The organism is Nitrobacter sp., from assembly GCF_051535215.1.
Classification (GTDB): Bacteria; Pseudomonadota; Alphaproteobacteria; order Rhizobiales; family Xanthobacteraceae; genus Nitrobacter.
Genome location: NZ_JBPPLY010000016.1, coordinates 14072 through 38062, shown reverse-complemented (window position 1 = coordinate 38062; position 23991 = coordinate 14072). Strand labels below are relative to the sequence as shown.

Annotated in this window: 25 protein-coding genes and 2 tRNA genes; 16 read left to right on the top strand and 11 right to left on the bottom strand. The window is 63.5% G+C overall.

Annotation, left to right across the window (positions count from 1 at the left end; all coding sequences use genetic code 11):
• The first annotated feature begins 71 nt into the window (after positions 1–71).
• Positions 72–374 carry a DUF6460 domain-containing protein gene (locus ACS3WB_RS13670; RefSeq protein WP_438276040.1) on the top strand — a complete coding sequence of 101 codons (303 nt, stop codon included), beginning with the start codon at positions 72–74 and terminating at the stop codon, positions 372–374.
• A gap of 86 nt (positions 375–460) precedes the next feature.
• On the opposite strand, the gene ACS3WB_RS13665 is transcribed toward ACS3WB_RS13670, so the two are convergent.
• Both ACS3WB_RS13665 and ACS3WB_RS13660 read right to left on the bottom strand, forming a co-directional pair.
• A complete protein-coding gene (locus tag ACS3WB_RS13665; RefSeq protein WP_438276039.1) occupies positions 461–1555 on the bottom strand; it encodes a quinone-dependent dihydroorotate dehydrogenase in 1095 nt (364 codons plus the stop codon).
• Complete coding sequence (locus ACS3WB_RS13660; RefSeq protein WP_438276038.1) at positions 1552–1896, bottom strand: DUF952 domain-containing protein; 345 nt, start codon at positions 1894–1896, stop codon at positions 1552–1554. Before ACS3WB_RS13660 ends, ACS3WB_RS13665 begins: the two co-directional genes overlap by 4 nt.
• Before the next feature lie 236 nt (positions 1897–2132).
• Between ACS3WB_RS13660 and ACS3WB_RS13655 the strand changes: the two genes are divergently transcribed.
• Positions 2133–2759, top strand: a complete 627-nt coding sequence (locus ACS3WB_RS13655) for a S24 family peptidase (RefSeq protein ID WP_438276063.1) — start codon at positions 2133–2135, stop codon at positions 2757–2759.
• A gap of 52 nt (positions 2760–2811) precedes the next feature.
• On the opposite strand, the gene acs is transcribed toward ACS3WB_RS13655, so the two are convergent.
• Positions 2812–4770 carry an acetate--CoA ligase gene (gene acs / locus ACS3WB_RS13650; RefSeq protein ID WP_438276037.1) on the bottom strand — a complete coding sequence of 653 codons (1959 nt, stop codon included), beginning with the start codon at positions 4768–4770 and terminating at the stop codon, positions 2812–2814.
• 193 nt (positions 4771–4963) lie between these two features.
• On the opposite strand from acs, the gene ACS3WB_RS13645 reads away from it, so the two are divergent.
• Entirely contained in the window at positions 4964–5467 is a 504-nt protein-coding gene (locus tag ACS3WB_RS13645; RefSeq protein ID WP_438276036.1) for a DUF2059 domain-containing protein, read from the top strand.
• Positions 5468–5664: 197 nt separating this feature from the next.
• Here ACS3WB_RS13645 and ACS3WB_RS13640 read toward each other — a convergent pair whose 3' ends face one another.
• Genes ACS3WB_RS13640 through tsaD form a run of 3 tightly spaced genes read right to left on the bottom strand, consistent with a single transcriptional unit; the run spans position 5665 to position 8148 of the window.
• Positions 5665–6078: an EVE domain-containing protein gene (locus ACS3WB_RS13640; RefSeq protein ID WP_438276035.1), complete on the bottom strand. Its 414-nt coding sequence runs from the start codon at positions 6076–6078 to the stop codon at positions 5665–5667.
• A 2-nt stretch (positions 6079–6080) separates the two neighbouring features.
• Positions 6081–7061 (bottom strand): NAD(P)H-dependent glycerol-3-phosphate dehydrogenase, encoded by a 981-nt coding sequence (locus ACS3WB_RS13635; protein ID WP_438276034.1) that lies wholly within the window; start codon positions 7059–7061, stop codon positions 6081–6083.
• A gap of 13 nt (positions 7062–7074) precedes the next feature.
• Positions 7075–8148: a tRNA (adenosine(37)-N6)-threonylcarbamoyltransferase complex transferase subunit TsaD gene (tsaD, locus tag ACS3WB_RS13630; RefSeq protein ID WP_438276033.1), complete on the bottom strand. Its 1074-nt coding sequence runs from the start codon at positions 8146–8148 to the stop codon at positions 7075–7077.
• A 330-nt stretch (positions 8149–8478) separates the two neighbouring features.
• Between tsaD and hemC the strand changes: the two genes are divergently transcribed.
• The 10 genes from hemC to ACS3WB_RS13580 all read left to right on the top strand — a co-directional run bounded on the left by hemC (position 8479) and on the right by ACS3WB_RS13580 (position 16160).
• Positions 8479–9429: a hydroxymethylbilane synthase gene (hemC, locus tag ACS3WB_RS13625; RefSeq protein ID WP_438276032.1), complete on the top strand. Its 951-nt coding sequence runs from the start codon at positions 8479–8481 to the stop codon at positions 9427–9429.
• A gap of 4 nt (positions 9430–9433) precedes the next feature.
• Positions 9434–10180, top strand: coding sequence for a uroporphyrinogen-III synthase (locus tag ACS3WB_RS13620; RefSeq protein ID WP_438276031.1), 747 nt, complete (start codon positions 9434–9436; stop codon positions 10178–10180).
• A gap of 117 nt (positions 10181–10297) precedes the next feature.
• Complete coding sequence (locus ACS3WB_RS13615; protein ID WP_438276030.1) at positions 10298–11593, top strand: COG4223 family protein; 1296 nt, start codon at positions 10298–10300, stop codon at positions 11591–11593.
• 7 nt (positions 11594–11600) lie between these two features.
• Complete coding sequence (locus tag ACS3WB_RS13610; protein WP_438276029.1) at positions 11601–13247, top strand: heme biosynthesis protein HemY; 1647 nt, start codon at positions 11601–11603, stop codon at positions 13245–13247.
• Between the two features lie 160 nt (positions 13248–13407).
• Positions 13408–13483 (top strand) — tRNA-Thr (locus tag ACS3WB_RS13605).
• A gap of 224 nt (positions 13484–13707) precedes the next feature.
• On the top strand, positions 13708–13944 hold the full coding sequence (locus tag ACS3WB_RS13600; protein ID WP_438276028.1) for a hypothetical protein: 237 nt from the start codon (positions 13708–13710) through the stop codon (positions 13942–13944).
• 82 nt (positions 13945–14026) lie between these two features.
• Complete coding sequence (locus ACS3WB_RS13595; protein WP_438276027.1) at positions 14027–14269, top strand: hypothetical protein; 243 nt, start codon at positions 14027–14029, stop codon at positions 14267–14269.
• A gap of 84 nt (positions 14270–14353) precedes the next feature.
• On the top strand, positions 14354–14584 hold the full coding sequence (locus ACS3WB_RS13590; protein ID WP_438276026.1) for a hypothetical protein: 231 nt from the start codon (positions 14354–14356) through the stop codon (positions 14582–14584).
• Positions 14585–14722: 138 nt separating this feature from the next.
• Positions 14723–15199 carry a TerB family tellurite resistance protein gene (locus ACS3WB_RS13585; protein WP_438276025.1) on the top strand — a complete coding sequence of 159 codons (477 nt, stop codon included), beginning with the start codon at positions 14723–14725 and terminating at the stop codon, positions 15197–15199.
• A 178-nt stretch (positions 15200–15377) separates the two neighbouring features.
• The gene (locus tag ACS3WB_RS13580) at positions 15378–16160 is read left to right on the top strand and encodes an SDR family NAD(P)-dependent oxidoreductase (protein ID WP_438276024.1); all 783 of its coding nucleotides are present in this window, start codon (positions 15378–15380) and stop codon (positions 16158–16160) included.
• Between the two features lie 15 nt (positions 16161–16175).
• Here ACS3WB_RS13580 and ACS3WB_RS13575 read toward each other — a convergent pair whose 3' ends face one another.
• Positions 16176–19055, bottom strand: a complete 2880-nt coding sequence (locus ACS3WB_RS13575; RefSeq protein ID WP_438276023.1) for an autotransporter outer membrane beta-barrel domain-containing protein — start codon at positions 19053–19055, stop codon at positions 16176–16178.
• A 477-nt stretch (positions 19056–19532) separates the two neighbouring features.
• A tRNA-Ala gene (locus ACS3WB_RS13570) sits at positions 19533–19608 on the bottom strand.
• Positions 19609–20033: 425 nt separating this feature from the next.
• Here ACS3WB_RS13570 and ACS3WB_RS13565 point away from each other — a divergent pair.
• The 3 genes from ACS3WB_RS13565 to folD all read left to right on the top strand — a co-directional run bounded on the left by ACS3WB_RS13565 (position 20034) and on the right by folD (position 21657).
• The gene (locus ACS3WB_RS13565) at positions 20034–20324 is read left to right on the top strand and encodes a YggT family protein (RefSeq protein ID WP_040674890.1); all 291 of its coding nucleotides are present in this window, start codon (positions 20034–20036) and stop codon (positions 20322–20324) included.
• 11 nt (positions 20325–20335) lie between these two features.
• Entirely contained in the window at positions 20336–20656 is a 321-nt protein-coding gene (locus ACS3WB_RS13560) for a DUF167 family protein (protein WP_438276022.1), read from the top strand.
• 116 nt (positions 20657–20772) lie between these two features.
• Positions 20773–21657: a bifunctional methylenetetrahydrofolate dehydrogenase/methenyltetrahydrofolate cyclohydrolase FolD gene (folD, locus tag ACS3WB_RS13555; RefSeq protein WP_438276021.1), complete on the top strand. Its 885-nt coding sequence runs from the start codon at positions 20773–20775 to the stop codon at positions 21655–21657.
• A gap of 5 nt (positions 21658–21662) precedes the next feature.
• On the opposite strand, the gene ppa is transcribed toward folD, so the two are convergent.
• The 3 genes from ppa to ACS3WB_RS13540 all read right to left on the bottom strand — a co-directional run bounded on the left by ppa (position 21663) and on the right by ACS3WB_RS13540 (position 23988).
• Complete coding sequence (gene ppa / locus ACS3WB_RS13550) at positions 21663–22193, bottom strand: inorganic diphosphatase (RefSeq protein ID WP_438276020.1); 531 nt, start codon at positions 22191–22193, stop codon at positions 21663–21665.
• 327 nt (positions 22194–22520) lie between these two features.
• Positions 22521–23033 carry an N-acetyltransferase family protein gene (locus ACS3WB_RS13545; RefSeq protein ID WP_438276019.1) on the bottom strand — a complete coding sequence of 171 codons (513 nt, stop codon included), beginning with the start codon at positions 23031–23033 and terminating at the stop codon, positions 22521–22523.
• Between the two features lie 184 nt (positions 23034–23217).
• A complete protein-coding gene (locus ACS3WB_RS13540; RefSeq protein ID WP_438276018.1) occupies positions 23218–23988 on the bottom strand; it encodes a cysteine hydrolase in 771 nt (256 codons plus the stop codon).
• Positions 23989–23991: the final 3 nt, after the last annotated feature.

Here is a 23991-nt window from a genome sequence, read left to right as displayed (position 1 = left end):
CCATCTGCATCACGCGGTTTTTTGAGCTAGGCTGCGACACGCGGGGCCTCGAATTCCGCAGGAGGGTCATGATGCCGAACGACACCCGGAAATTTCCGGCCCACAACGACAACCTGTCGCGTTTTCTGGGGGGCTCGCCACTGGGGGTCGCGTTTCGCCTGGTCCTGCTGTCGACGCTGGTTGGCGTGATGCTCGCTGCGATCGGCTTCGACCCCTGGAATATCGTGCAAAGCATCCGCCTGCTGGTCGAACGCGTCTGGAATCTCGGCTTCGATGCGATCAACGGATTGTGGCGCTACTTTCTGCTCGGCGCCGTGGTCGTGATCCCAATCTGGCTGTTGTCACGCCTGTTCGGGACGCCGCGCGGGCGTTAGAACATGACCCGAAAAAGCCTGCCACGGACCTGATCCGGGGTGGAAGCCGGTTTTCGGATAGATCATGCGCGATCAAAAAAATGTGGCTAAGCCGGCCAGTCTTCCGCCGTGATCGCCGCGGCATCCGCTCCGACGATTTCCGACAGCGAGTCGCGCCCCGTCCGCAGCAGCGTCGACATCAGATCGCGCTTGATGTCGTCGACCAGGCCCAGTCCCTTGTAGACCAGCGCCGAATAAAGCTGGATCAGGGTGGCGCCCGCGCGAATCTTGGTCAGCGCGGCGCCCCCTGAGTCGATGCCGCCGACCCCGATCAGCGGGAACGCGCCTTCGGTGCGCACATAGGTTTCCGCCACCATCCGGGTCGATAGCCGGAACAGTGGCCGGCCGGACAACCCGCCTTGTTCTTTCGCGCGCGATTGATCGCGCAAGCTCGATGGCCGCGCCAGCGTGGTGTTGCCGACGATCATGCCGTCGATACGGCGCGAGCGCGCGATCTGAACGACGTCGTCGAGTTCTGCCAGCGTCAGGTCGGGTGCGATCTTGAGCAGCACCGGCGTGTCGCCGGCATTGTGACGGACCCGTTCGCGGGCGTCGATCACCTTCGCCAGCAACTCGTTGAGCGCGTCAGCCTGCTGCAAGTTGCGCAGGCCCGGCGTATTGGGCGACGACACGTTGACGGTGAAGTAGCTCGCCACCGGCGCAAAGATTTCGATCAGCCTGACATAATCGGCGACGCGATTGGCCGAATCCTTGTTGGCGCCGATGTTGACTCCGATGATGCCGCCGGCATGCGCGCGGGCCGCCAGCCGGCGCAGCACGACATGGGCGCCGTCATTGTTGAATCCCATGCGGTTGATCACGCCCTCGTCGCGTTCGAGCCGGAACACGCGCGGGCGCGGATTGCCGGGCTGGGGCCGCGGCGTCACGGTACCGACCTCGACGAAGCCGAATCCCAGTTTCAGCAGCGCGTCGGGAACCTCGGCGTTCTTGTCAAAGCCGGGGGCCATGCCGATCGGGTTGGGAAAATTCAGACCGAAGGCACGAACCGCGAGTTTCGGATCGTCGGCGCGCTGGCGTATCGGCGGCAGCAGCCGCAATCCCTGCATCGCCATGCGATGGGCGTCCTCGGGATCGAACCAGCGCAGGAGCGGCAGCGAGAAATTGTCGAAGGCGCGGATCACGGCGCTAGCTCCGGAATCTCGTGATGTCCGTCGGGCCGTGCGCGCATGTCCTGTACCGCCGTGACGTGGCGGAGATCGAGTTCGCCGTAGAGATGCGGAAACGACTCACCGCCGCGCGAAACTTCCCAGCGCAGCGCCTCGCCCAGCCCATCGGCATCGATCGCGATCAGGAGCAGCCCGGTCTGGCCCGCGAAGTGTTTGCGGGCCGTGCCTTCGAGTTGGGAAGCGGTGGAAAAATGAATAAAGCCGTCGCGCACGTCGTCGGCGCTGCCGCGAAAAACGCCATGCCGCTCGGCCTCTCGCCATGCCGCAGCAGGACAGATTTTGTAGATCGTGCGCACGCGTTCCCCGAGCCCGTCAGTGCGCTTCCATGGGACTGAAAAAGCGCATGATGCTGTTTCCGCTCGCTTAAATTGCAGCGGATCATGCGTGACCGTATCGGCGGCCCGCTTGCACTTCAAGGGTCGCCTTTTACTCGGGGTGGATTGCGGCTTGGCGTCAGTTGAGGTAATAATTCCTAGTTGGAGACAGAATTCACCCCTCCCGGGGAGCGGAAATCAGGACGCGCCACATGGCCATGCTGACACACGCCCAGATCTGGTCGGCGTTGGATCGTCTTGCGCAACGCGCCGGCCTGTCGCCATCGGGCCTGGCGAGAAAGGCCGGGCTCGACCCGACCACCTTCAACAAATCCAAGCGCGTCACCAGCGACGGCCGCGAGCGGTGGCCCTCAACCGAATCGGTCGCCAAGGCGCTCGCCGCCACCGATACCGCGATCGACACCTTCGTGCAGTTCATCGAGGACACGGCACGCGCCGCGCAGGCGGTGCCGCTGCTCGGCTTCGCCGAGGCCGGCGCGGGCGGCTATTTTGACGATGGCGGCTTTCCTGTCGGCAAGGGGTGGGACGAGGTGGGTCTTCCCTGCGTCAACGACGAGCACGCCTATGCGCTGGAGATATCCGGCGACTCGATGAAGCCTGCCTACCGCGACGGCGACGTCATCGTGGTCTCGCCGGGCACGCCGATCCGGCGCGGCGACCGCGTGGTGGTGAAGACCAGGGACGGCGAGGTGATGGTGAAGGAACTCAAGCGCCGGACCGCGAAGATGATCGAACTGCAATCGCTCAATCCGAGCCACGCCAATCGCACGCTGGCCGCATCCGACGTGGAATGGATCGCCCGGATCGTGTGGGCGAGCCAGTGATCCCGGTCGCCTCCCCGCGGAACGCGGGGAGGTATGTCGGATGCCGGTCGAGCTACGCCGCGGCGCCGTCCTTCTTGTTCTGACGGTTCTTGACGAGATCGGCGACGACACCGGGATCTGCCAGCGTCGTGGTGTCGCCGAGGCTCGACGGCTCGTCCTCGGCGATCTTGCGCAGGATGCGGCGCATGATCTTGCCGGAGCGGGTTTTGGGCAGGCCCGGCGCGAACTGGATCAGGTCGGGTGAAGCGATCGGGCCGATGTCCTTGCGTACCCAGGCGACCAGTTCCTTGCGCAGCGTCTCGCTCGGCTCTACGCCCGCCATCAGCGTGACATAGGCATAGATGCCCTGGCCCTTGATGTTGTGGGGATAGCCGACCACGGCGGCTTCCGACACGCTCTCATGCGCGACCAGCGAGCTTTCGACTTCCGCCGTGCCCATGCGGTGGCCGGAGACGTTGATGACATCGTCGACGCGGCCGGTGATCCAGTAGTAGCCGTCGGCGTCGCGCCGGCAGCCGTCGCCGGAAAAATACTTGCCCTTGTAGGAGGAGAAGTAAGTCTGCTCAAAACGAGCGTGGTCGCCATAGACCGTCCGCACCTGGCCCGGCCAGGATCTCGCGATGCACAGGTTGCCGCTGCATTCGCCTTCCAGCACCTTGCCCTCGGCATCGACGATCTCGGGAACGATACCGAAGAACGGCTTGGTCGCCGAGCCCGGCTTCTGCGCGATGGCGCCCGGCAGTGCCGAAATCATGATGCCGCCGGTCTCGGTCTGCCACCAGGTGTCGACCACCGGGCAGCGGCTGTCGCCGACCACGCGGTGGTACCATTCCCAGGCTTCGGGATTGATCGGCTCGCCGACCGAGCCGAGCAGGCGCAGGCTCGCGCGGGAGGTCTTTTTCACCGGCTCGTCGCCCGCCTGCATCAATGCGCGGATCGCGGTCGGCGCGGTGTAGAAGATGTTGACCTTGTGCTTGTCGATCACGCTCCAGAACCGCGAATTGTCCGGATAGTTCGGCACGCCCTCGAACATTATCGTGGTCGCGCCGTTCGCCAGCGGTCCGTAGAGAATGTAGCTGTGGCCGGTAACCCAGCCGACGTCGGCGGTGCACCAGTAGATGTCGCCGTCGTGATAATCGAACACGTATTGATGCGTCATCGACACGAAGATCAGATAGCCGGCGGTGGTGTGCAGCACGCCCTTGGGCTGTCCGGTCGAGCCCGAGGTGTAGAGAATGAACAGCGGGTCTTCCGCGTTCATCGGCTCGCACGGGCATTCGGCTTCGACAACGGCTGCGGCCTCGTGATACCAGACGTCACGCGTCGGATCCATGTTGACTTTGCCGCCGGTGCGCTTGACGACGATCACCCAGTCGACCTCGCCGTTGACCTTCTCGATCGCGGCATCGACGTTGGCCTTCATCGCGATGGTGCGTCCGCCGCGCAGGCCCTCGTCGGAGGTGATGACCACGCGGGATTTGCAATCGCGCAGGCGGCCGGCGATTGAATCCGGCGAGAAGCCGCCGAACACCACCGAATGGATCGCGCCGATCCGGGCGCAGGCGAGGATCGCATACGCGGCTTCCGGAATCATCGGCAGATAGATGGTGACGCGATCGCCTTTCTTGACATTGCGCAGCCGCAGGATGTTGGCCATCTTGCAGACTTCGTCGTGCAGTTCGCGATAGGTGATGTGCCTCGACTGCGAAGGATCGTCGCCCTCCCAGATGATTGCAGTCTGGTCGCCGCGTTTTTCCAGATGCCGGTCGATGCAGTTGTAGGCGGCGTTGAGAACGCCATCCTCGAACCATTTGATCGAGACCTTGCCGAGCTCGAACGAGGTGTTCTCGACCTTGGTGAACGGCTTGATCCAGTCCACGCGACTGGCCGCCTCGGACCAGAATCCGTTCGGATCCTTGATTGAGCGCGCATACATCTCGCGATATTTGGCTTCGTCGATCCAGGCCCGCTTGGCCCAATCCGCGCTTACCTCATAAATTTTGTCGGACATCTGTCCCTCCACTCAAACTCCGCGCATTTGCGCCAAGTTCTGCTTTAGTTCTTGAAGGTATTATGCGTCGCAGCCCTCGGGCTCGGCAAGGGGCAAGGGCGTGCCACCTTGGTCGGGATCGCACGGTTTGTCGCAGCAGGACGATTCTGCGGGTATATTCTCGATGCACGCAGCGTTTTGAAGGAAATCAAGGATGTGGAAGTATCTGTCTCGCATCGGGTGCCTCCTCGCTTTGGCCGCGATATGGCTCACGCCGATGCCCGCGCGAGCGGAAAGCCTGTCGCCGGAATCCATAGCCGCCGCAAAGGAACTGGTGGCCACCATCAAGCTCGGCGAACAATTCAATAGCTTGATGCCGACGATCATGACGACGCTGAAGCCCGCAATCGTGCAGGGTCGCGCCAATGTCGAGCGTGATTATGACGCCATGATACCTCTGCTGCTGCAGAGCTTCCAAAGCCGCATGGACGAATTGTCCGACGCGGTGGTCAAGGTTTATGCCAGCAATTTCACGGCGGACGATCTGCGCGCGCTGATTGTTTTCTACAAGACGCCGGTCGGTCAAAAATTTCTTCAGAAAACGCCGCTATTGGCCCAGCAGACTATGGCGGTCGGCCAGCAGTTTGGCCGATCGGTCGCCAGCGAGATACGAACGCGGATGATCGAGGAATTGCGCAAGAAGGGCCATGCGATCTGACGGATTGCGCTTTCGGGCTTCCTGACCGGTTTCCCAACCCACATGGCGAACAGCTTGCATAGCTGCCATGCCGGACCATGCGGCAACCGATCCCGGGTGGAAAAAGCGTGGTATCGCTGTCAGTGGATAGCGCTCTCCGGTCGGCGTTGGCGCGTGCAAGCAGGTAGCGGGATCAGCTCGCGCGACATCAGCCTCGCTTACAGCCCGCCCATCTTGCAGACGAGCTTCCATTCCGCCGCCGTCACAGGCTGCACCGAGAGCCGCGAGTATTTCACCAGCGCCATGTCGGCCAGACGCTTGTCGGCCTTGATGGCGGCGATCGTGACCGGCGTCTTCAGCGGCTTGTCTGCCTTGATGTCGACGCAGACGAACTTGCCGGTCTCATCAGTGGGATCGGGATAGGCCTCGCGGATGATTTCGGCGATGCCGACGATCTCCCTGCCTTCATTGGAATGATAGAAGAAGGCCAGGTCGCCCTTTTTCATGGCGACGAGGTTCTGCCGCGCCGTGAAGTTGCGCACGCCGGTCCAGGCCTCGCCCTTGGCGCCCTTCGCCACCTGCTGCTCCCACGACCACGCCGAAGGTTCAGATTTCACCAGCCAGTACGCCATGACTATCCCTCCGCCCGGAACGGCCGCGTCAGCAGATTGTCGATGGCCTCGTCGACCGTCAATCGGCCGGCGAGAATGGCCGCGACCGCCTGTGCGAGCGGTATGTCGATTTCGTTGGCCGCCGCCAGTTCGGCCAGCACGGGCGCGGTGAATTCGCCTTCGCTGAGTTTTTCGCGCGGGAACGGCTCGCCGCGGCCGAGCGCGACGCCAAGCGAGAAATTGCGCGACTGCGGACTGGAGCAGCTCAGGATCAGATCGCCCAGTCCTGCCAGCCCGGAGATGGTCTCGGCCCGTGCGCCGCAGGCAAGCCCGAGACGCATCAGCTCAGTGAAGGCCCGGGTCGTCAGCGCCGCCAGCGCCGAAGCTCCCAACCGCCGGCCCGCGACGATGCCTGCAGCAATCGCGAGCACATTCTTAGCCGCGCCGCCGATTTCGACGCCGCGAATATCGGTGGTGTGATAGGGCCGGAAGGTCTTTGAGCCGAGCGCCTGGACCAGCGCGACCGCCATGGCTTCGTCTTTCGCCGCCAGCGTCACCGCGGTCGGCAGTCCCCGCGCCACGTCGTCGGCAAAACTTGGTCCGGACAGGATCGCGGGAACGGCCTGAGGCGCGGCCTCCTCGATCACCTCGGTCATGAAGCGCCGCGTGCCATGCTCGATGCCCTTGGCGCTGGCGATGACGGGCGTTCCGGCAGCCAGATGCGGCGCCAGCGCCGCAATTGCCATGCGCGAATTCTGCGCGGGGACCGCGACCACGATGACGTCGGCGCGGCCGGCAGCGGCGATGTCGCCGGTCACGGCGATGCCGGGGTCGAGCGCAATGCCGGACAGCCGCGGGTTGTCCCGCGTCGCGGAGATCGCCGCGGCGATCGCAGCATCGCGCGCATAAAGTGTCACCTCCCGACCCGCCCGCGCGGCGACACCGGCGAGCGCGGTGCCCCAGGCTCCTGCGCCGATCACGCAAACGCGGTTGAACGGTCCCATCGCGATACCGTCTTCAAAAACCGGCGCGGGTGTTGGCGAAGCCGGCAGGCGCTTGCGCCTCGGCATCCAGCAGCCAGCGCGCGCGCGGCGGGGCCTCGAGGCTGTCGGTCAAGCCAGCCGCCAGCCGTTCGGCGCCGGCCCACGCAATCATGGCGCCGTTGTCGGTGCACAGGGCCGGCGGAGGGATGATGAGCGGAATCCGCGCGCGGGCCGCAACGCCCTCGAGTGCGTGTCGGATCGCTTGATTGGCGGCGACGCCACCGGCCGCGACCAGCGCGCGCGGCGCACCGAACCGCTCCTCAAACAATTTGAGGCCGACGCTGAGCCGGTCGGCCGTCGCCTCCAGCACTGCGGCCTGGAATCCGGCGCAGAGATCGCTGATATCCTGCGGCTGCAGCGGGTCGATGCGGGCGGCTTCGTTGCGTACGGCGGTTTTCAGGCCGGAGAGCGAGAAGTTGGCGTCGGGGCGTCCGAGCATCGGTCTAGGAAAGTTGAATCGCGTGGCGTCTCCGCCCGTCGCGGCGCGCTCGACCTGCGGGCCGCCGGGATAGGGCAGACCGAGCATCTTCGCCACCTTGTCGAAAGCTTCGCCCATGGCGTCATCGACCGTGGTGCCGAGCCGTACGTAATTGCCGACGCCGAGCACCGCGACGATCTGGGTATGGCCGCCGGAGGCGAGGAACAGGCAATAGGGAAATTCGAGTCGGCCGGTCAGCCGCGGCGTCAGCGCGTGGGCTTCCAGGTGGTTGACCGCGATCAGCGGCGTCCGGTGAACGAGCGCGATCGCCTTGGCCGTGGTCAGACCGACAATTACGCCGCCGATCAGCCCCGGTCCGGCGGCGGCTGCCACCCCTGAAAGCTGGGGAAAGTCGATCCCGGACTCCTTCATGGCTTGGGCAGCGATGCCGTCGAGCAGATCGACATGGGCGCGCGCCGCGATCTCCGGAACCACGCCGCCATAGGGGGCGTGTTCTCCGGTCTGCGAGCGCACGACGTTGGAAAGAATCCGCGCGCTTCCGTACGCGTGGCGCTCGACCACGGCGGCTGCGGTTTCGTCGCAGGTGGTCTCGATCCCTAGCACCAGCATCGGTATATCATATCCAGCGGGGGTGACTTTGACACTCGCTACCCACTTTGCAGCAAACCCGTCAAGCTGATGTCAAATTCAGAATCTGTCCCCTGATTCCAGCTTTAAAAGTGCTTCTGCCGCAAGGAAGTGAGGGTGCTGGACTTGGACCAGGAGAGCTTTCGCCTTTAGATAAAATCAGAAGCGAGGCTCTATGATTTTGTTTTGACGCGGTTTCTTGACGCGAGCCGGTACCCACTTAGCGCGAAAACGCTATAGATATTGGTCTTGCGTTATGCGGAAAACCAGCGTTTCCCTTATCTTGACGGTGGAACATTATGAGGTCCTGGCGTGCAATCCTCGGGTGAGACAGACATATTGGCGACGATCGGTACTCGCGGCAGCCCGCTGGCGCTGGCGCAGGCCCACGAGGTGCGTAACCGGCTGGCGCGGGCGCATCAGGTTGAGCCCGAGCGGATTGTCATCAAGACCATCCGTACCTCGGGCGATGCGATTCAGGATCGTCCGCTGTTCGATGTCGGCGGCAAGGGTCTCTTTACCAAGGAGATCGAGGAAGCCCTGCTGGCTGGCTCCATCGACTTCGCGGTGCATTCGTCCAAGGACGTGCCGACGTTTCTGCCTGACGCCACCTGGCTGCCGGCGTTTCTGCCGCGCGAGGACGTGCGCGACGTCTTCATCAGTCCGCACGCCGGTTCATTGAACGATCTGCCGGCGGGCGCGACGGTCGGGACCGCATCGCTGCGACGGCAGGCCATGGTGCTGCGGCTGCGTCCTGATCTCAAGGTCAATTCGTTGCGGGGCAATGTCGAGACGCGCTTGCGCAAGATTGCCGCGGGAGAGGCCGACGCCACGCTGCTGGCGCTGGCCGGCCTCAATCGCCTCGGGCTGCGGGACAAGGCGACGCGGGTTCTGGAAGTCGACGAATTCCTGCCCGCGGTGGGGCAGGGCGCCATCGCGATCGAGTCGCGCCGTGACGATGACCGCATCAATTCCTTCGTCAAGGCGATCGGCGATTCGGAGACGGAAGTTGCGCTTAGCGCCGAGCGGAGCTTCCTGGCGCTGCTCGACGGCTCCTGCCGCACGCCGATCGGCGGCCATTGTCGTGTCAACGGCGACCGCATTCACTTCCGCGGTCTCATCATTTCTCCCGACGGCAAGGAGTCCTACGAGACCACGCGCGAGGGCGCTCGTGCCGACGCAATCGCGCTCGGGGCGGATGCTGCGCGTGAACTGCGTGATCGGGCCGGGGAGAAATTCTTCACGCTGTTCGCCGGAGCATAGGGCGTTGGCGGTTCTCGTCACACGGCCTGAACCGGACAACGAGACCACGGCCGCGGCACTCCGTGCGAAAGGGCTCGAGGTTCTGCTGTCGCCGGTGCTGCGTTTCGAAGCGGTCCCGTTCGAGATCGATCCGGACGCAGGTTATGATGCCGTCATCGTGACCAGCGCCAACGCGCTGCGCGCGCTCGCCGCCCATCCGGGCAGAGGGTCGCTGCAGAGGCTGGCCGTGTTCGCGGTCGGCCGGCATACCGCGGAAGCGGCGCGTGATGCCGGCTTTCAGAACGTGGCCGCGGCGGGCGGTGACGCGATTGCATTGCGCGAACTCATCATCAAGAGCGTTCGCGCCAAAACCCTGCCGAAGGGGGCCAAAATACTTTATCTTGCAGCGGCCGACCGGGCATGCGATCTCGCCGCAGAACTGGGAACGCGCGGTTTGGCCGTGGTGACGGCGATCTGCTACCGGATGGCGCCGGTGCCGAATCTCGCCCGCGACGTCTGCGATGCATTTGCCGCCCACCAGATTTCGGCGGTGCTGCACTACTCGCGACGCAGCGCCCGCGCATTTCTGGATGCCGTTCGCGTCGGTGGAGTCGAAATATCGGCTTTGGCGATTCCGCAATGCTGTATCTCCGGAGCTGTGGCCTCAATTCTGCGCGATGCTGGTGCTCCTCATGTGGTGGTGGCGAGCGCCCCGGCCGAAAATGCGGTATTGGAGGCGCTCGATGGCGCGTTGCAGCCCTCATCGCGGTGAATTGTGCGGTGCGGCCGCCGGCGCGGTAGTTGGTGCGTTGCGACCGTAATCGGGGTAATAGGGGGAGAGGGGTCTTGATCTGATACTGATGTGTCGCCGCAATGGGGAACCGTGACGATGGCAGATGACAGGCACGATGACGCGTCGCAGGAAGGGAGCTCGCAGAAGCACTCGCCTGCTACGGACGTTGAAACGACTGAAAGCGCCAAGGGGGTGGATCAAGGTCTTTCGGACGGAGCCGCCGACAGCAGGCACGATAACACGACGCAGGAGGAGGGCTGGCACAACCACTCGTCTGCCGCAGACCTCGAAGCCAATCGAACGTCGGAGGCCGCCGATAGGGACGGCGCGATCGGCGATCAGCAGCCTGTTTCCGAACAACCGGTTGCTGCGCCTCGGCGCTCCCGCGCCTTGTCGGCCGTACTTGGCGCGCTCGGCGGCGCGGTCGCGGCCGGGTTCGTGATCGCTGGCGCGTGGCTGGCGGACTTGCCGCTATCGTTCTTCGCTTCGGCGCCGCAAGTCAGTCAGGAGCAATTCGGTGATCTTTCGAACCGGGTAGCCAGCGTCGAGTCCAAAGCCGGCAAACAGGCTGCCCCGGCGCCCGATCCGGCCGCCATGACGCGCATCGACGCACTGGAAAAATCCGTTGCATCCCTACGCGGTGAGTTGGATGCCGTTCGCGGTCAATCCGACAAGCTGGCCGCGGGGCTGAAGGAGGGCGCGGCGGTGCCGCACGATGCGGACGGGGAGGCCGCGCCGCACGCCGCGGATGACGCGTCTGATCTTGCGGCCATCAGCGCGCGGCTTGCCCAGGTCGAGCATCAGGTCGAACAGACCACGCAAACCCTGAACGCCGGAGCGTCCAAGCATGAGCCGGCTTCGGTCGACGATGTGCCGCTTCGCCGGGCGATGGCCGCGACGCTGCTCAATGCGGCGGTACGCCAGGGGCAACCCTATGGCGATCTGCTGACGGCTTCGAAGGCCCTGATCGCCGATCCCGGCACGTTGAAGTCGCTGGAGGTGTTTGCGGACTCGGGCGTACCGAGCGCGAACGTGCTGTCTCGCGAGTTGCTTGCCATCGTGCCGAAGATCGCGCCGGCGCCGACGCCGGTCATGGCGACGACCGGCAGCATCGTGGACCGGATTCAGCAAGGCGCAGCGCGTATGGTGCACATCGAACGCATCGATGGTCCGCACACGGAAGCCGCCAGCGCCATCGTTGAGCGCATCGCCGCATCGGCGCGGCAAAACGACGTCGCCGCCGCGAAGGCAGAATTGAATTCACTTCCTGCGGCTGATCGCACCGCCGCCGATCCCTGGATCGCCAGGGTCGACGCACGCGATGCCGCTCTTGCCGCGTCGCGTCAATTCGCAGCCGATGCGATGGCGGCGCTGACCAAACCAGCGCCATAGGTTTCAGATGTTCCGCATTATCCTTTTCCTCATTCTAATTGCACTGGCGGCGCTGGGCGCCACCTGGGTTGCCGATCAGACCGGCACGATCGTGATGTCGTGGGACATCTGGCGGATCGAGGCCACGGTACCGGCTTTCGTGCTTGGGCTGGGCGTGCTTGTCGTGGCCTCCGTTCTGTTGTGGAGCATCGTGCGGGGCCTGTGGCTCGCGCCGAAGCGCCTGCGGCGTGCGCGGCGGGAACGCCGGAACGCGCGTGGCCGGGAGGCGGTTACCCGAGGGCTTCTTGCGATCGGTCAGGGTGATGCCGCGGCTGCGCGATCTCATGCCAAGGTTGCCCGGCGGCTGGTGTCGCGCGATCCGTTGACGCTGCTGCTGCATGCGCAGTCCGCGCAGCTTGACGGCAATGCGGACCGGGCGCAGCGCGCCTTCCGCACCATGGCCGAACGGGCGGATACGCGGTTGCTGGGCCTGCGCGGGCTTTTCATCGAGGCCCAGCGTGCCGACGATCGCGCGGCCGCCGTGGCGATCGCCGAGGAAGCGCTCAAGGTCTCGCCGTCGTCGACGTGGGCCTCGCAAGCTGCGCTCGGCTATCGCTGCGCGGCCGCCGACTGGACCGGCGCGCTGGCCATCCTCGACAAGAGCGTCGCCTCGGGACTGATCGACAAGGCGCTGTATCGCCGTCAGCGCGGCGTGCTGCTGACCGCGCGGGCGCTGGAGCTTGAACAGTCGGATCGCGACGCGTCCCGCAATGCCGTGATGGAGGCGGTGAAATTCGCGCCGACGCTGGTTCCGGCCGTGGTGCTTGCGAGCCGGTATCTGAGCGAAGCGAACCAGATGCGGCGTGCGATGCGGATGATCGAAACCGCGTGGCTGGCGCAGCCGCACCCTGATCTCGCCGATGCCTATGCTCACGTCACGCCCGGCGATTCGGCGCGGGAGCGACTGGCGCGGATCGAGACGCTGGCGGAAAAAGCGCCGGGTCATCCCGAAGGCGCGATGGCCATTGCGCGCGCGGCGATCGACGCCAGCGAATTCGCGCGCGCCCGCGCTGCGCTGGAGCCGCTGATTGCGGCGCCGACACAACGCGTTGCGATGTTGATGGCCGAAATCGAGCACAACGAACACGGCGATAGCGGCCGCGCCCGCGCCTGGACGCTGCGCGCGGTACGTGCCCTGCACGATCCGGTCTGGACCGCGGACGGGTACGTGTCGGACCACTGGCGACCGGTCTCGCCGGTGACCGGACGGCTCGATGCCTTTCAGTGGCAGACCCCGCTGGCGGCTCTGCCCTCGAGCAGGCCCGCTTTGGTCGAGGCGGGACTTCCGGACCAGATTGCTGGCGAAGCGCCGCGCGTCGAAGCGTTGCCTCCGGCGTCTCCGGGCGCCGCCGCTCAGGACGGCGTCACGCCGGTTGTCGCGGTCGAACCATCACCATCAGTAGTCGAGGCCGAGCCATCGCCGAGCTTCCGTGCCCAAGCGGACTCGGACAGGACCGGCGCATCCGACATTCCCGCGGTGATTCCGATCGTTCGCGCTCCCGACGATCCGGGAGTCGATGAAGATCAGCAAAGCAACGAATTTGCTGAGGAAAACACTCCGGCCGCGCGCCAGGCCGGAGGGTTGCGCGGCCTCCTGTCGCGTCGGAGCACCTGACGGTTGTTGAGCGGCGATATTTGTCGGAAGGCGCGGCTGCAGGTTCTTGCAAAGGGGGACAGCGCCCGATAATCAGAGTGAGGCGCGCCCGAATGTTGCCGGCCGCGCCGCAATGACCCTGGCATGACTCATGTCCAGCATGGCTTATGTGAGGGGTTAGGCCGCTTTAGCTCAGTTGGTAGAGCACATCATTCGTAATGATGGGGTCGCGTGTTCGAGTCACGCAAGCGGCACCAACCATATCGCTGAAAATGCTGACTAAATTTGTAAAGCCCCGCTGGGATTGGACAGCCCTCGCTCTCGTCGCGGAAACTACCGGGAAACCATGCGAAAAGCAGACGCGCCTACCGCATGAGGCTTGCTCGTTCGAATTCCCCGCTCAGTCGGCCAGAAAGCAAGGAGATGACGCGCGCACGTTGATCTTGAGCTTCACGGAGAAACGGCGCTCGACGAGATGCACATGGCCACACCTGTAACGCCCGACCAATTCGTTGTGACCACGGAGGGCATAACGCATGTCCCCACCGGTGCGACGTTCACGCCGCATTTCAACCGTCCCAACTCCGGCACGATCTATAAAGGCGAGATGGGGAAAGTCTTGAAGAACGGAGAAGAATACGAGCCACAGGAAGTGGAGCGAATGATGGAGCGGCTGTGGATTGAATACCTCACCGAGAATCCTGAAGCTTTCACGTAGCCAAAAGTCCCTGTCCCGGTTAGTTTCTGGAACCCTTCAGGTTGTAGATGCTTTCTACACCGTGTGTGATGAGGAGCGTGTGATGTTGCCGTACCTTTGGCCCCTGGACGTAGACCCGGCTGTTTTGAGCGAGGCGCTCGACATCGTGATGCGCTACCTGACATTCTCGGGACACGCGGCCCGGCGTGCAGAACTGCGGCAGGACGCGGCACACGCCATGATCGTCGCCCGGCGTTCGGGGGTCAGGCACAAAATACAATTGGCCAATTGCGGTATTGCGGCGGTAGAGAAGGTTATTTCAGGAGAGGAATTGCTTCCGTCTTAGAGACTGGATTCGACCACGTTCATCAGAGGATCGCCGCCTGTTTTTTGCAAGAAGCATACAGATTCACCGCCCGATGGAGCGCCGATGACCCGTCTCCCCGCCATTCTCTCACTTCTTTCTTTGCTCGGAATGACCGCTGTCGCATCGGCGCAAGGTGCCGCGGAGAAACACCATTCCGACTGCGCGCGCGATGTGGCGCGGTATTGCCGATCCAAGATGAACGACGGCGATATGGTCGTTCTGGCGTGCTTGAAGGAACACCGCGCCAAGCTCAGCAAGAGGTGCGCCAGGACATTGACCGAGCACGGCGAGTAGGCTCCAGGTCGGTGGCTTGCCGAAACGTAATCCTTTCGCGGGGAACTCCGGCGGAAGCTTCTTGGTTGACTTCCGGACTAATGAACGCGGTCGCGCGACATTCCAGACATTACGCCAAACATTGCGACAGACGGACCGATGCTCGATAGACTTCGCCATTTCATCGCCGACGTTGTGTCATCCGAAACGCCGGAACATCGGGTGTTCGACGAAACAGGATGCAAGCTCGCAGCGACTGCGCTGTTCGTCCATATCATCTCGCTCGACGGCGCTCCTTCCGAAGTTGAACTTCGCAAGCTGCACGAACTGATCGAAACCCGTTTTGAACTCGATCCCGGCACCGCCGACAAGTTGATCGAAGCGGCGACGCTGGTCGAGGGCGAGGCGGTCGACCTCTATCATTTCACCAGCGTGATCATGCGATCGCTGAATGACGAGGACCGGTTGCGCATCGTCGAAATGATGTGGGAACTGGTTTACGCGGACGGTCACGTCAGCGAATTCGAAGAAAACGTGGTGTGGCGCGCGGCCGATCTGCTGGCGGTTTCCTCGCGCGATCGCATCGAGCTCAAGCACCGCGTCGGCAAACGGTCTGCGGCAGGCCAGCCAAATTGAGCTGTCCGGTGGTGTGAACCGCCAGAGTGCCCGGCTTGTCCTTAGTTTCCGGTCGCAAATGTAAAGCGGAATATTCGAAGCGAACCTCGCGCCAGCATGTTGAACACCGCGTCGCTCCATGCTGAAACGGGCGCTCTCCGGCCGTATTTTATTCCCAGTCATTTCAAGAGCGTGGATCGTGATCAACCCGGTGACATTGATAACAGGCGCGTCCTCGGGGATCGGCGCCGAGTTCGCGCGGGTCTTCTCCGCGCATGGGCACAGGGTGGCTCTGGTCGCCCGGCGCGCCGATCGCCTCAATGCGCTTGCCGCTGAAATCACCGCATCGGGCCGCATGTCGCCGATCGTGATCCCCTGTGATCTCGGCGAGGCGGATGCGGCCGAGCGGATCGCGGCCGCGCTCACCGCCGAGAGCGTCGAGGTCAAGTATCTGGTGAACAATGCCGGGTATGGATTGTTCGGCCGGGCTGCGGAACTGGACCGCGCCGATCAGCTCGCGATGATCGACCTCAACATCCGGGCGCTGACGGATCTGACGTTACGTTTCGTGCCGAACGTGATCCGGCTGCGCGGCGGCATTCTCAACGTCGGATCGATCGGAGGATTTTTGCCGGGCCCCGGCATGGCGGTCTATTACGCAACCAAAGCCTTCGTCCTGTCGTTCAGCGAGGCACTGCGCGGCGAACTGGGACCGCTCGGCGTCCGGGTCACGGTGATCTGCCCGGGTCCGGTGCCGTCCGGATTTCAGGCGCGGGCGGGACTCAAGCCGGGCTTTGATTCCGCGATCCTCAATGTGTCCGCAAAGGACGTCGCCGCGGATGGCTACCGCGCGCTGATGGCCAACAAGAGGGCTGTGCTGCCTGGTCTTGGTATCAAGATCGTGCCGTTCTTGCTTCGGCTGTTTCCGCGCGACTTCGTCCTGTGGGGGGTCTCCGGCTTCCAGATGCGAAGGCGATCGTGACGCTCGGCCCGCGGCTCACCACACGTGGCGGATCGTGCCCTTGCCGGCGTAGGATCGTGTGACGTTGGAGAATTCGCTCTCGAAGGTGGCGGCCACCGACCAGTCGTCGATCCACTTCATCTCAGCCCCGCCGGTGAGCAGGGCGGCGTCGGAGGCCATGGCCGCGCCGTTTACGACGAAGCTGGTGCCAGGCAAGGTCTGGAGCGTCGCCACGACGGTGCGATCCGGATTGAAATCGTGCGCCCATGCAAGACGTCCGCGCAGCGTCAGGATCGCGTCCTGCACCGCGCAGGATTTGTCGGTGCGGATGCCGACTTCGCTGCGGATATCCGTCACGCTTTTGGCATGGTTAGCCAGCGCGAAGGTGTTGGCGCCAGACAGAACACTTTCGGCATAAGCCGGAAGTTCGAAGGTGATGAACTGGCCGGCGGTATAAGGCGTGATACCGACGCCGCCCGTTGCGGGACTGACCGCGCGATAGCCGTTTTCGATACGGCCCGACCATGCATCAGCGCTGAAGCGCGCCTGCAAACGGTCTGCGCTGCTGATCGTCACGATGCGGTTGGTGGTGACGTCCTGCCAGCCGTAAGCGAGCGCACCGGAGAGATAGGCAGCGCCGACAGTGTGTCGAAGGAAGGTGCCTGCCTGGAACAGGTCGGACTGTCCGCTGCCTCGCCCGTTGACGGCATTGAATCTGGTGCCGCCGCCCGCCAGGGCGAAGCCGGCGGTTGTGAATGGCGAAATGCGGTAGTCGGCGCCGACCGCGACACCGGCGACACTGGAAGTCGCGGTACTGGAGCCGAGCGATGTATTGCCGTCGGTGGTCTGCGAGCCGCCATAGCCCGTGGCCCACACGCTCCAGCGTGGGGTGAGGGGATCGGCCGTTGCAGGCGCCTTGCGATAGATCGCGGCATGGGCGTCACGCTCGTAGCGGGCCGTGTCTTCCGGCGCATAGGCGCTGACAGCGTAGCGCCCTTCGGGATAGGCCGGCGCCGCACCGTTTGCGGTTGCACCATTGCCGCGGCCAGCGATAAACGGATCGCTCAGGATCCCCAGGAACAGGTCCATCGCATTGAAGGTGGACTGTAGCGAGCCGGTCGCCGCTTCACCCGAGACATACGTCAGGCCCGCCGGCGTCAGCGCACCGAACACCAGCGGAATGCCGCCGGCGGTGTTGAAGGAATTGATCAGCGTATTGGCGACGTTGCGCTGATTCGTGCTGAGGTCGGCCCTCGCAAGCTGCGGAACAAAGTTCAGCGTCAGGTTGAGGTAGGCATGGGTCGGGTCATAACTCAGGCCGGTCGTGAAGTTCGCGGGAAGGTTGGTGTTGGCCAGCGAGCCGAACGTGCCGCCGACGTTGCCCGCCGTGAGAATGGTATATCGCTTCGAGATGTAACTGCCGTTGGCATAGATTGCCTTGACGGTGGCGCCGCCGGGCGTCGCTGTACCCGTGACATCGGCGGATGACGCGGTGGCGGGGTTGAGCATCACCACATACTCCGCACCCGCTTGCAGTGCCAGGCTGCCGAGACTCATTGAGGAGCCCGGCGTGCCGTCACCCGGCGCCAGCGTGCCGCCGCTGTTGATGCTGGCGCTGCCGACGCTGCCGGTGCCCGCAAGCACCGCGCCGGTGTGAACGCTGACCGGGCTCGACGCTGCCAGCGAGCCGGTGACGGTGAGCGTGCCGGCATCGACCGTGGTCGGTCCGGTATAGAGGTTGGCGCCGGCGAGGGTCAGCATCCCCGTCCCGGCCTTGACCAGCGAGCCGCCGATAGCGCCAGATGAACTACAACTCGAGCCTGATGGTCCGCAGTCGCTGATGACGCCGCTGACGGTGGTGCTCAGATTGTTGCCGCCGACCGTGAGTTGATTGGCGCCGAGATAGAATTGTCCGCTGCCGGAGATCGAACCGGCGGAAAGTTGCCCGTTGTTGAGCGGTCCGCTCGACCCCGAGAAGTCGGTCAACGCACCGGCGGCCCCATTGGCGATGCTGGCGTTGCCGGCCGTGCTGCTGCCGGCGAATTGCAGGAATTTGTTGTTAGTAATGCTGGCGCTGTCGGCCGTGCTTGTGTCCGAAAACTGCAGGAGATTGTTATTCGTGATACTGGCGCTGCCGGCCGTGCTGCCGTTGACGAATTGCAGGTAACTGTTGCTGGTAATGCTGGCGCCGCCAGCCGTGCTGCCGTTGTAGAAGTTCACCCCACCGTTGTTGGTGATGCTGGCGTTGCCGGCGCTGCTGCTGTCCAGGAACTCCAGGATACTGTTATTCGTGATACTGGCGTTGCCGGCCGTGCCGAGCGTCGCGAATTGCAGAGAACTGTTGTTTGTGATGCTGGCGTTGTCGGCCGTGCTGCCGCCGAAGAAGTATAGGCTTCTGTTATTGGTGATGTTGGCGCTGCCGGCTCTGGTGGCGTCATAGAATTCCACGCTGCCATTATTCGTGATGCTGGCGGTGCCGGCTGTGCTGGTGTCGATGAACTGCAGCACTCCGTTATTTGTATCAGTGATAGTGGCGCTGCCGGCCGTGCTGCCATGGGAGAATTGCAGCAAATCATTGTTGGAGATGCTGACGTTGCCGCCGTGGACGGCTATCCCCCCGCCGGTGAAGATCAGAAAATGGTCGTTAGTGAAGGAATAATTTGGAGCGCCGGTGTTGAAGGTCCACCCGCCCAGGGTGGTGTCATTCGCGAACGTAATGGTCGTGCCGGTCGATGTTCCGAACGATGCGATGCCGGTCGGCACGGTAGCCGGAGTCCAGTTCGCCGTGTCATTAAAATCGCCGCCGGGCGGAGCAGCGAGCCAACTGGCATCCTGCGCTGCCCCTGGCGCCGCCCACGTCAACGCCAAAGCGAGCCATGCCACCAAGCCCGACTTGTCCATTGACAGCCTGCCCATGCCCCGTTCCTCCGGCTGCCTGCTGGAGGTCGCCAGCAAAGCCGTGACCGAATCGCGTAACTGATATTATCTTACCTTATGGCTAATATTATCTTACCTGCCATCTGATCGGACATGCCGCCACTCTTGCCAGCAGGTTTTGATTCGGCCGCGGTGTTGCAGTTGGAACGCATTTGGCAGTGCCCTGCGATGCAGCACTCCCAGCTATGCCGCCGACGCCTTGCATACTCCGAGCACAACGCTGAGTTGCGGACCATTGTCCGACCGTCGCCGGATAGCCGAGGGGCGGGTGGGACCACAGGATGCTTCAGGACGGGAGTATGCTTCAGGACGAATTCGGACCTGGGTCGTGCCTGGTCGCTGTCGAGCTTCACTTCGACGATCGAGCGGTTCAGGAGTTCAAGCGAGCGCGTTAGTTCAAGCGAGCGCATTGTGATCGACGGCAGCGGACACCGACGACCGCCTCTCGGGAATCACTGGTGGAGCCAGGCGGGATCGAACCGCCGACCTCGTCATTGCGAACGACGCGCTCTCCCAGCTGAGCTATGGCCCCGTCCACGGTCGGCGATCGTGCAGCGACCGGAAACGCCGCCATTTACAATCCTCGCCAATGGCAAGTCAAGAACGGCTGAAACCGGCATTTCAGGCTTCATTTTCCCGGACTTCCCTTGTTTGGCGGGAACCGAAACGATATTTTAGCGGGCTCGCATCGACCGGATGCGACGTTCGCCGCCCTCGCGTTGTCACACCACGGCGAACTTCGAATTCCGGGAGAGGCGAGTGAACGATAGCCCTGGTGTAGTTCGGTTCAGAAGTTCTCTTGACGGCCCTTTGGCCAAAGGTGAAGAGAACGGCTGAACCCTGCACGAGTGGTCCGATTCTAATATTCGCGTCCGGGACGCGCGGCCAGGTGGGGTCGCGAATGTCAAATTCTCTCCACCGGTCGAATCCACGACCAAACCCGCGAGCCAATTCCTCATGCGAGCCATACTGGATATCGTTCTCATCATCCTCGACCTCTATGTCTGGCTGCTGATTGCCTCGGCGATCCTGTCATGGCTGATTGCCTTCAATGTGGTGAATACCCGCAATCAGTTCGTGGCCGCGGTGGCCGAGTTTCTGGAACGGATCACCGAGCCGCTGCTGGCGCCGATCCGCCGGATGCTGCCCAATCTCGGCGGTCTCGACATCTCTCCGATCATCCTGATCCTGATCATCCTGTTCATGCAGCGGGTCATCACCTATTACATCTATCCCGCCGTGTTCTGACCGGCGGTTTGATGGAGCCGTGGCGGTATTCTCCGGAGGGTCTCAGCATCGCGCTCCGGGTGACGCCGCGCGGCGGCCGCGACGGGATCGATGGCATTGAGACGTTGGCCGACGGACGCCCGGTGGTGAAGGTTCGCGTGCGCGCCGTCGCCGAAGGCGGCGAGGCCAATCGCGCCGTCGTCGAGGTGCTGGCGAAGGCGCTTGGGGTGCGCAAAACCGATGTCCTGATACGTGCGGGAGCGACGTCGCGGCTGAAGCAGGTCGTCGTTGGCGGCGATCCCGTCAGGCTCGGCAATGCCCTTCGCGCCTTGACCGCGGCTCAACCGGACTAGAGCCTTTCGCCTCTGCTGGAATCAGAAGCGAACTCCAAGATTTTGATTCGACGCGTTGTCTTCACGCGAACCGGGATCCACTTTGCTCGAAACGCTATAGCAAGCCAGGGATCAGCATGACGGCCGAAATCATCGATGGAAAACGCATCGCGGCAGACTTGCGCGCGAAGGTTGCCGATGAGGTGGCGCGGGTGAAGCGCGATCACGGGCTGACGCCCGGCCTCGCCGTCGTGCTGGTCGGCAACGATCCCGCGAGCGAAGTCTATGTCCGCAACAAGCACAAGCAGACCCAGGCCGCCGGCATGGCCTCGTTCGAGCACGTCCTGCCGGCCGATGTGGCGCAGGCGGACCTGCTGGCGCTGGTCGCGAGACTGAACGCCGATCCCGCCGTGCATGGCATTCTGGTCCAACTGCCGCTGCCGAAGGGGCTCGATACCGGAGCGATCGTGGCAGCCATCGATCCGGCGAAGGATGTCGACGGCCTGCATCCGCATAACGCCGGTCGTCTCGCCGGCGGTTTGCCCGCATTGTCGCCGTGCACGCCGCTCGGCTGCATCATCCTGACCAAAAGCGTGCATTCCTCGCTCGAAGGCATGGATGCCATCGTGATCGGCCGCTCCAACCTGGTGGGACGGCCGCTGGTGCAGTTGCTGCTCAACGAAAACGCAACGGTGACCATCGCGCATTCACGTTCCCGCAACCTGCCCGAACTCTGCCGCCGAGCCGATCTGGTCTATGCGGCGGTCGGCAAGGCCGAGATGGTGCGCGGCGACTGGCTCAAGCCAGGCGCGACCGTGATCGATGTCGGCATCACCCGCCTGCCTGCGGCCGAAGGCAGGACCCGCCTCGTCGGCGACGTTGCGTTCGACGAGGCCATGAAGGTCGCGGGCGCGGTGACGCCGGTGCCCGGCGGCGTCGGCCAGATGACGGTGGCGTGCCTTCTGGTCAACACCCTGCGCGCTGCCTGCGCGATCGAAGGATTGGCTGCGCCGGGGGTGTAGCGCAGCTACTTCCCCTTCGCCCGTGCGATGGCTTCCAGTATCAGCCTGTGCGCGTCCTCCGCGCCGCCCCAGCGCAACACCTTGACCCATTTGCCGGGTTCCAGATCCTTGTAGTGCTCGAAGAAGTGCTGGATCTGCTGCAGCGTGATGTCAGGCAGGTCGCTGTAATTTTTCACCTTGTCGTAGCGCTGGGTCAGTTTCGAGGTCGGGACTGCGATGATTTTCTCGTCGCCGCCCGCCTCGTCCTCCATCAACAGCACGCCGACCGGCCGGACGCTTATCACCGCGCCGGGGACGATGCCGCGCGTGTTGGCGACCAGCACATCGCAGGGGTCGCCGTCCTGCGACAGCGTATGCGGGATGAAGCCGTAATTTCCGGGATAGCGCATTGCCGTGTAGAGAAAACGGTCGACCACCAGCGTGCCGGCGTTCTTGTCCATCTCGTACTTGATCGGCTCGCCGCCGACCGGCACTTCGATGATGACATTCACCTCGTGTGGCGGATTTGATCCGGTCGAGATCGCATCGATACGCATCGGCCGCCTCGCATTAGGTCTGGGATGTGAATCTGAAAAACGACTATGGCCGGGCGGCGGCCCGGCTTCAATGGCAACCTGGGCGCTGAAAAACTTATAGTCATCCGGGAAACACCGGAAGCGCGAACCCGGAATCTAAACTGGCCGGTTGTCTTTAGAGCATGATCCCGAAAAGCGGAAACCGGTTTTCGGAACAGATCATGCTCAAAAAAAGATAAGCGACGAGTCTGGTTCAACGCAGTTGAAACGGGCTCTCGCATTTCCGGATTCCGGATCGCCGCTTTTGCGGCGTTCGGAATGACGATGAAAGCGACTTTCAAGTCCCCTTCAATAACCGGTCCAGGCGAAGGCCACCTTGTCGAGCGACTTCGGCCCGAACCTCTCGGAGGAGCGGGCGACCATGCGGCCGCCGAGCGCACGGTAGAACTCCGTCGCCGGTTCGTTGTCGGACAGCGCCCAGGTCACCATGCTTTTCAGCCCGCTCTGCAGCAGGTCGCGCCGGGCAGCGGTGAACAGCCGTCGGCCGAACCCCAGGCCCTGGAATTCCGGGCGCAGGTAAAGCTCGTAGATTTCGCCCTCATATTGCAGGCTGCGGGCGCGGTTGTGACCGTAGTTGGCGTAGCCGGCAACCTTGTCGCCGAAGACCAGCACGCTGATGCGGCTACCCTTGCGGATCGCGCTGTCCCACCAGTGCGGGCCACGGCGGTTGATCAGCTTTTCCAGTTCCGCGCCGGGAATGATGCCCTGATAGGCCGAACGCCAGGCTTCGTCATGGGTGGCGGCGACCGCGGATGCATCCGCGACCTTGGCCGGCCGGAGTTCGATCAGGGTCGTGCTCATGTCCCGATCAAAGCAAGTCGGCGCGCCGTCTTCAAGGTCCATCGTTAATTAAAGGTTAAAATGTGGATTCCCGGCACCACCAATGCGACATTTTGTACCGAAAGGGGACAGTTCGGGGCGACGCTCGGGGGCCGGCATTGCCAAGCCGGCCCGCGGCGTCGCGATGTCCTTAGGGAAGGACGGTTTAGCTCGACTGCCCCAGCAGCCGCACGAAGGTATCGGAGGAAATCACCGGCGCGAAGAAGTTGTTGATGCGCTGCAGCGCACCCGCAAGCTGCTCCGGCTTCTGCGTCCCGGTCGCGTCTCCGATCACAATGGGAAGGTATCCGTTGTCGCGCGCGGCGCGGGCGTTGCCCTCGATGCACCAATCGGTATGGATTCCGGTCAGGACCAGCACCTCGATCCGCTTGCGCGACAATTCGAGCGGCAGTTGCGTGCCGGCGAACGCCGTCTGCAAAGCCAGTTCATTGAACTCGAGATCGCCGGGCCGCACCAGCGCGCGCAGTTCGGGAACGAGTTCGTTGTCGGCCTTCTTTTTCTCCGGCGAGAAATTTAGCGCGCCGGTCCAGCTTTCATACTGCACCTTGTCGAATTCGGACTGCGGATAGTTTTCGCGGAAGACCTCATAGCCGATCCAGTTGAACGATTTGAAATTGGAGGCCTTGCGCGCCGCGTTCACCACCTTGATCGTGGCCGCGAGACTGCCGCGCTCCCAGTGCTTCTCGCCGGCCTGCGCGCCCCATGGCTGATACAGTGAATTGTTCTGGCTTACCGATGCGAACGCCGCCGGCTTGCGCAGGATCGCCGCGAGGTCCAGCTTCTTCCAGTGCGGAGCGAGTTCGGGAATCGCCTTCAGTTCGTCGCCGGTCGCCGCCTGCGCCGCGCTCGCGCCGAGCGCGGAAACTGCGGCAATGCCGGCCGCGCCGGCGATAATGTCCCGTCGAGATGCTTGCATCGA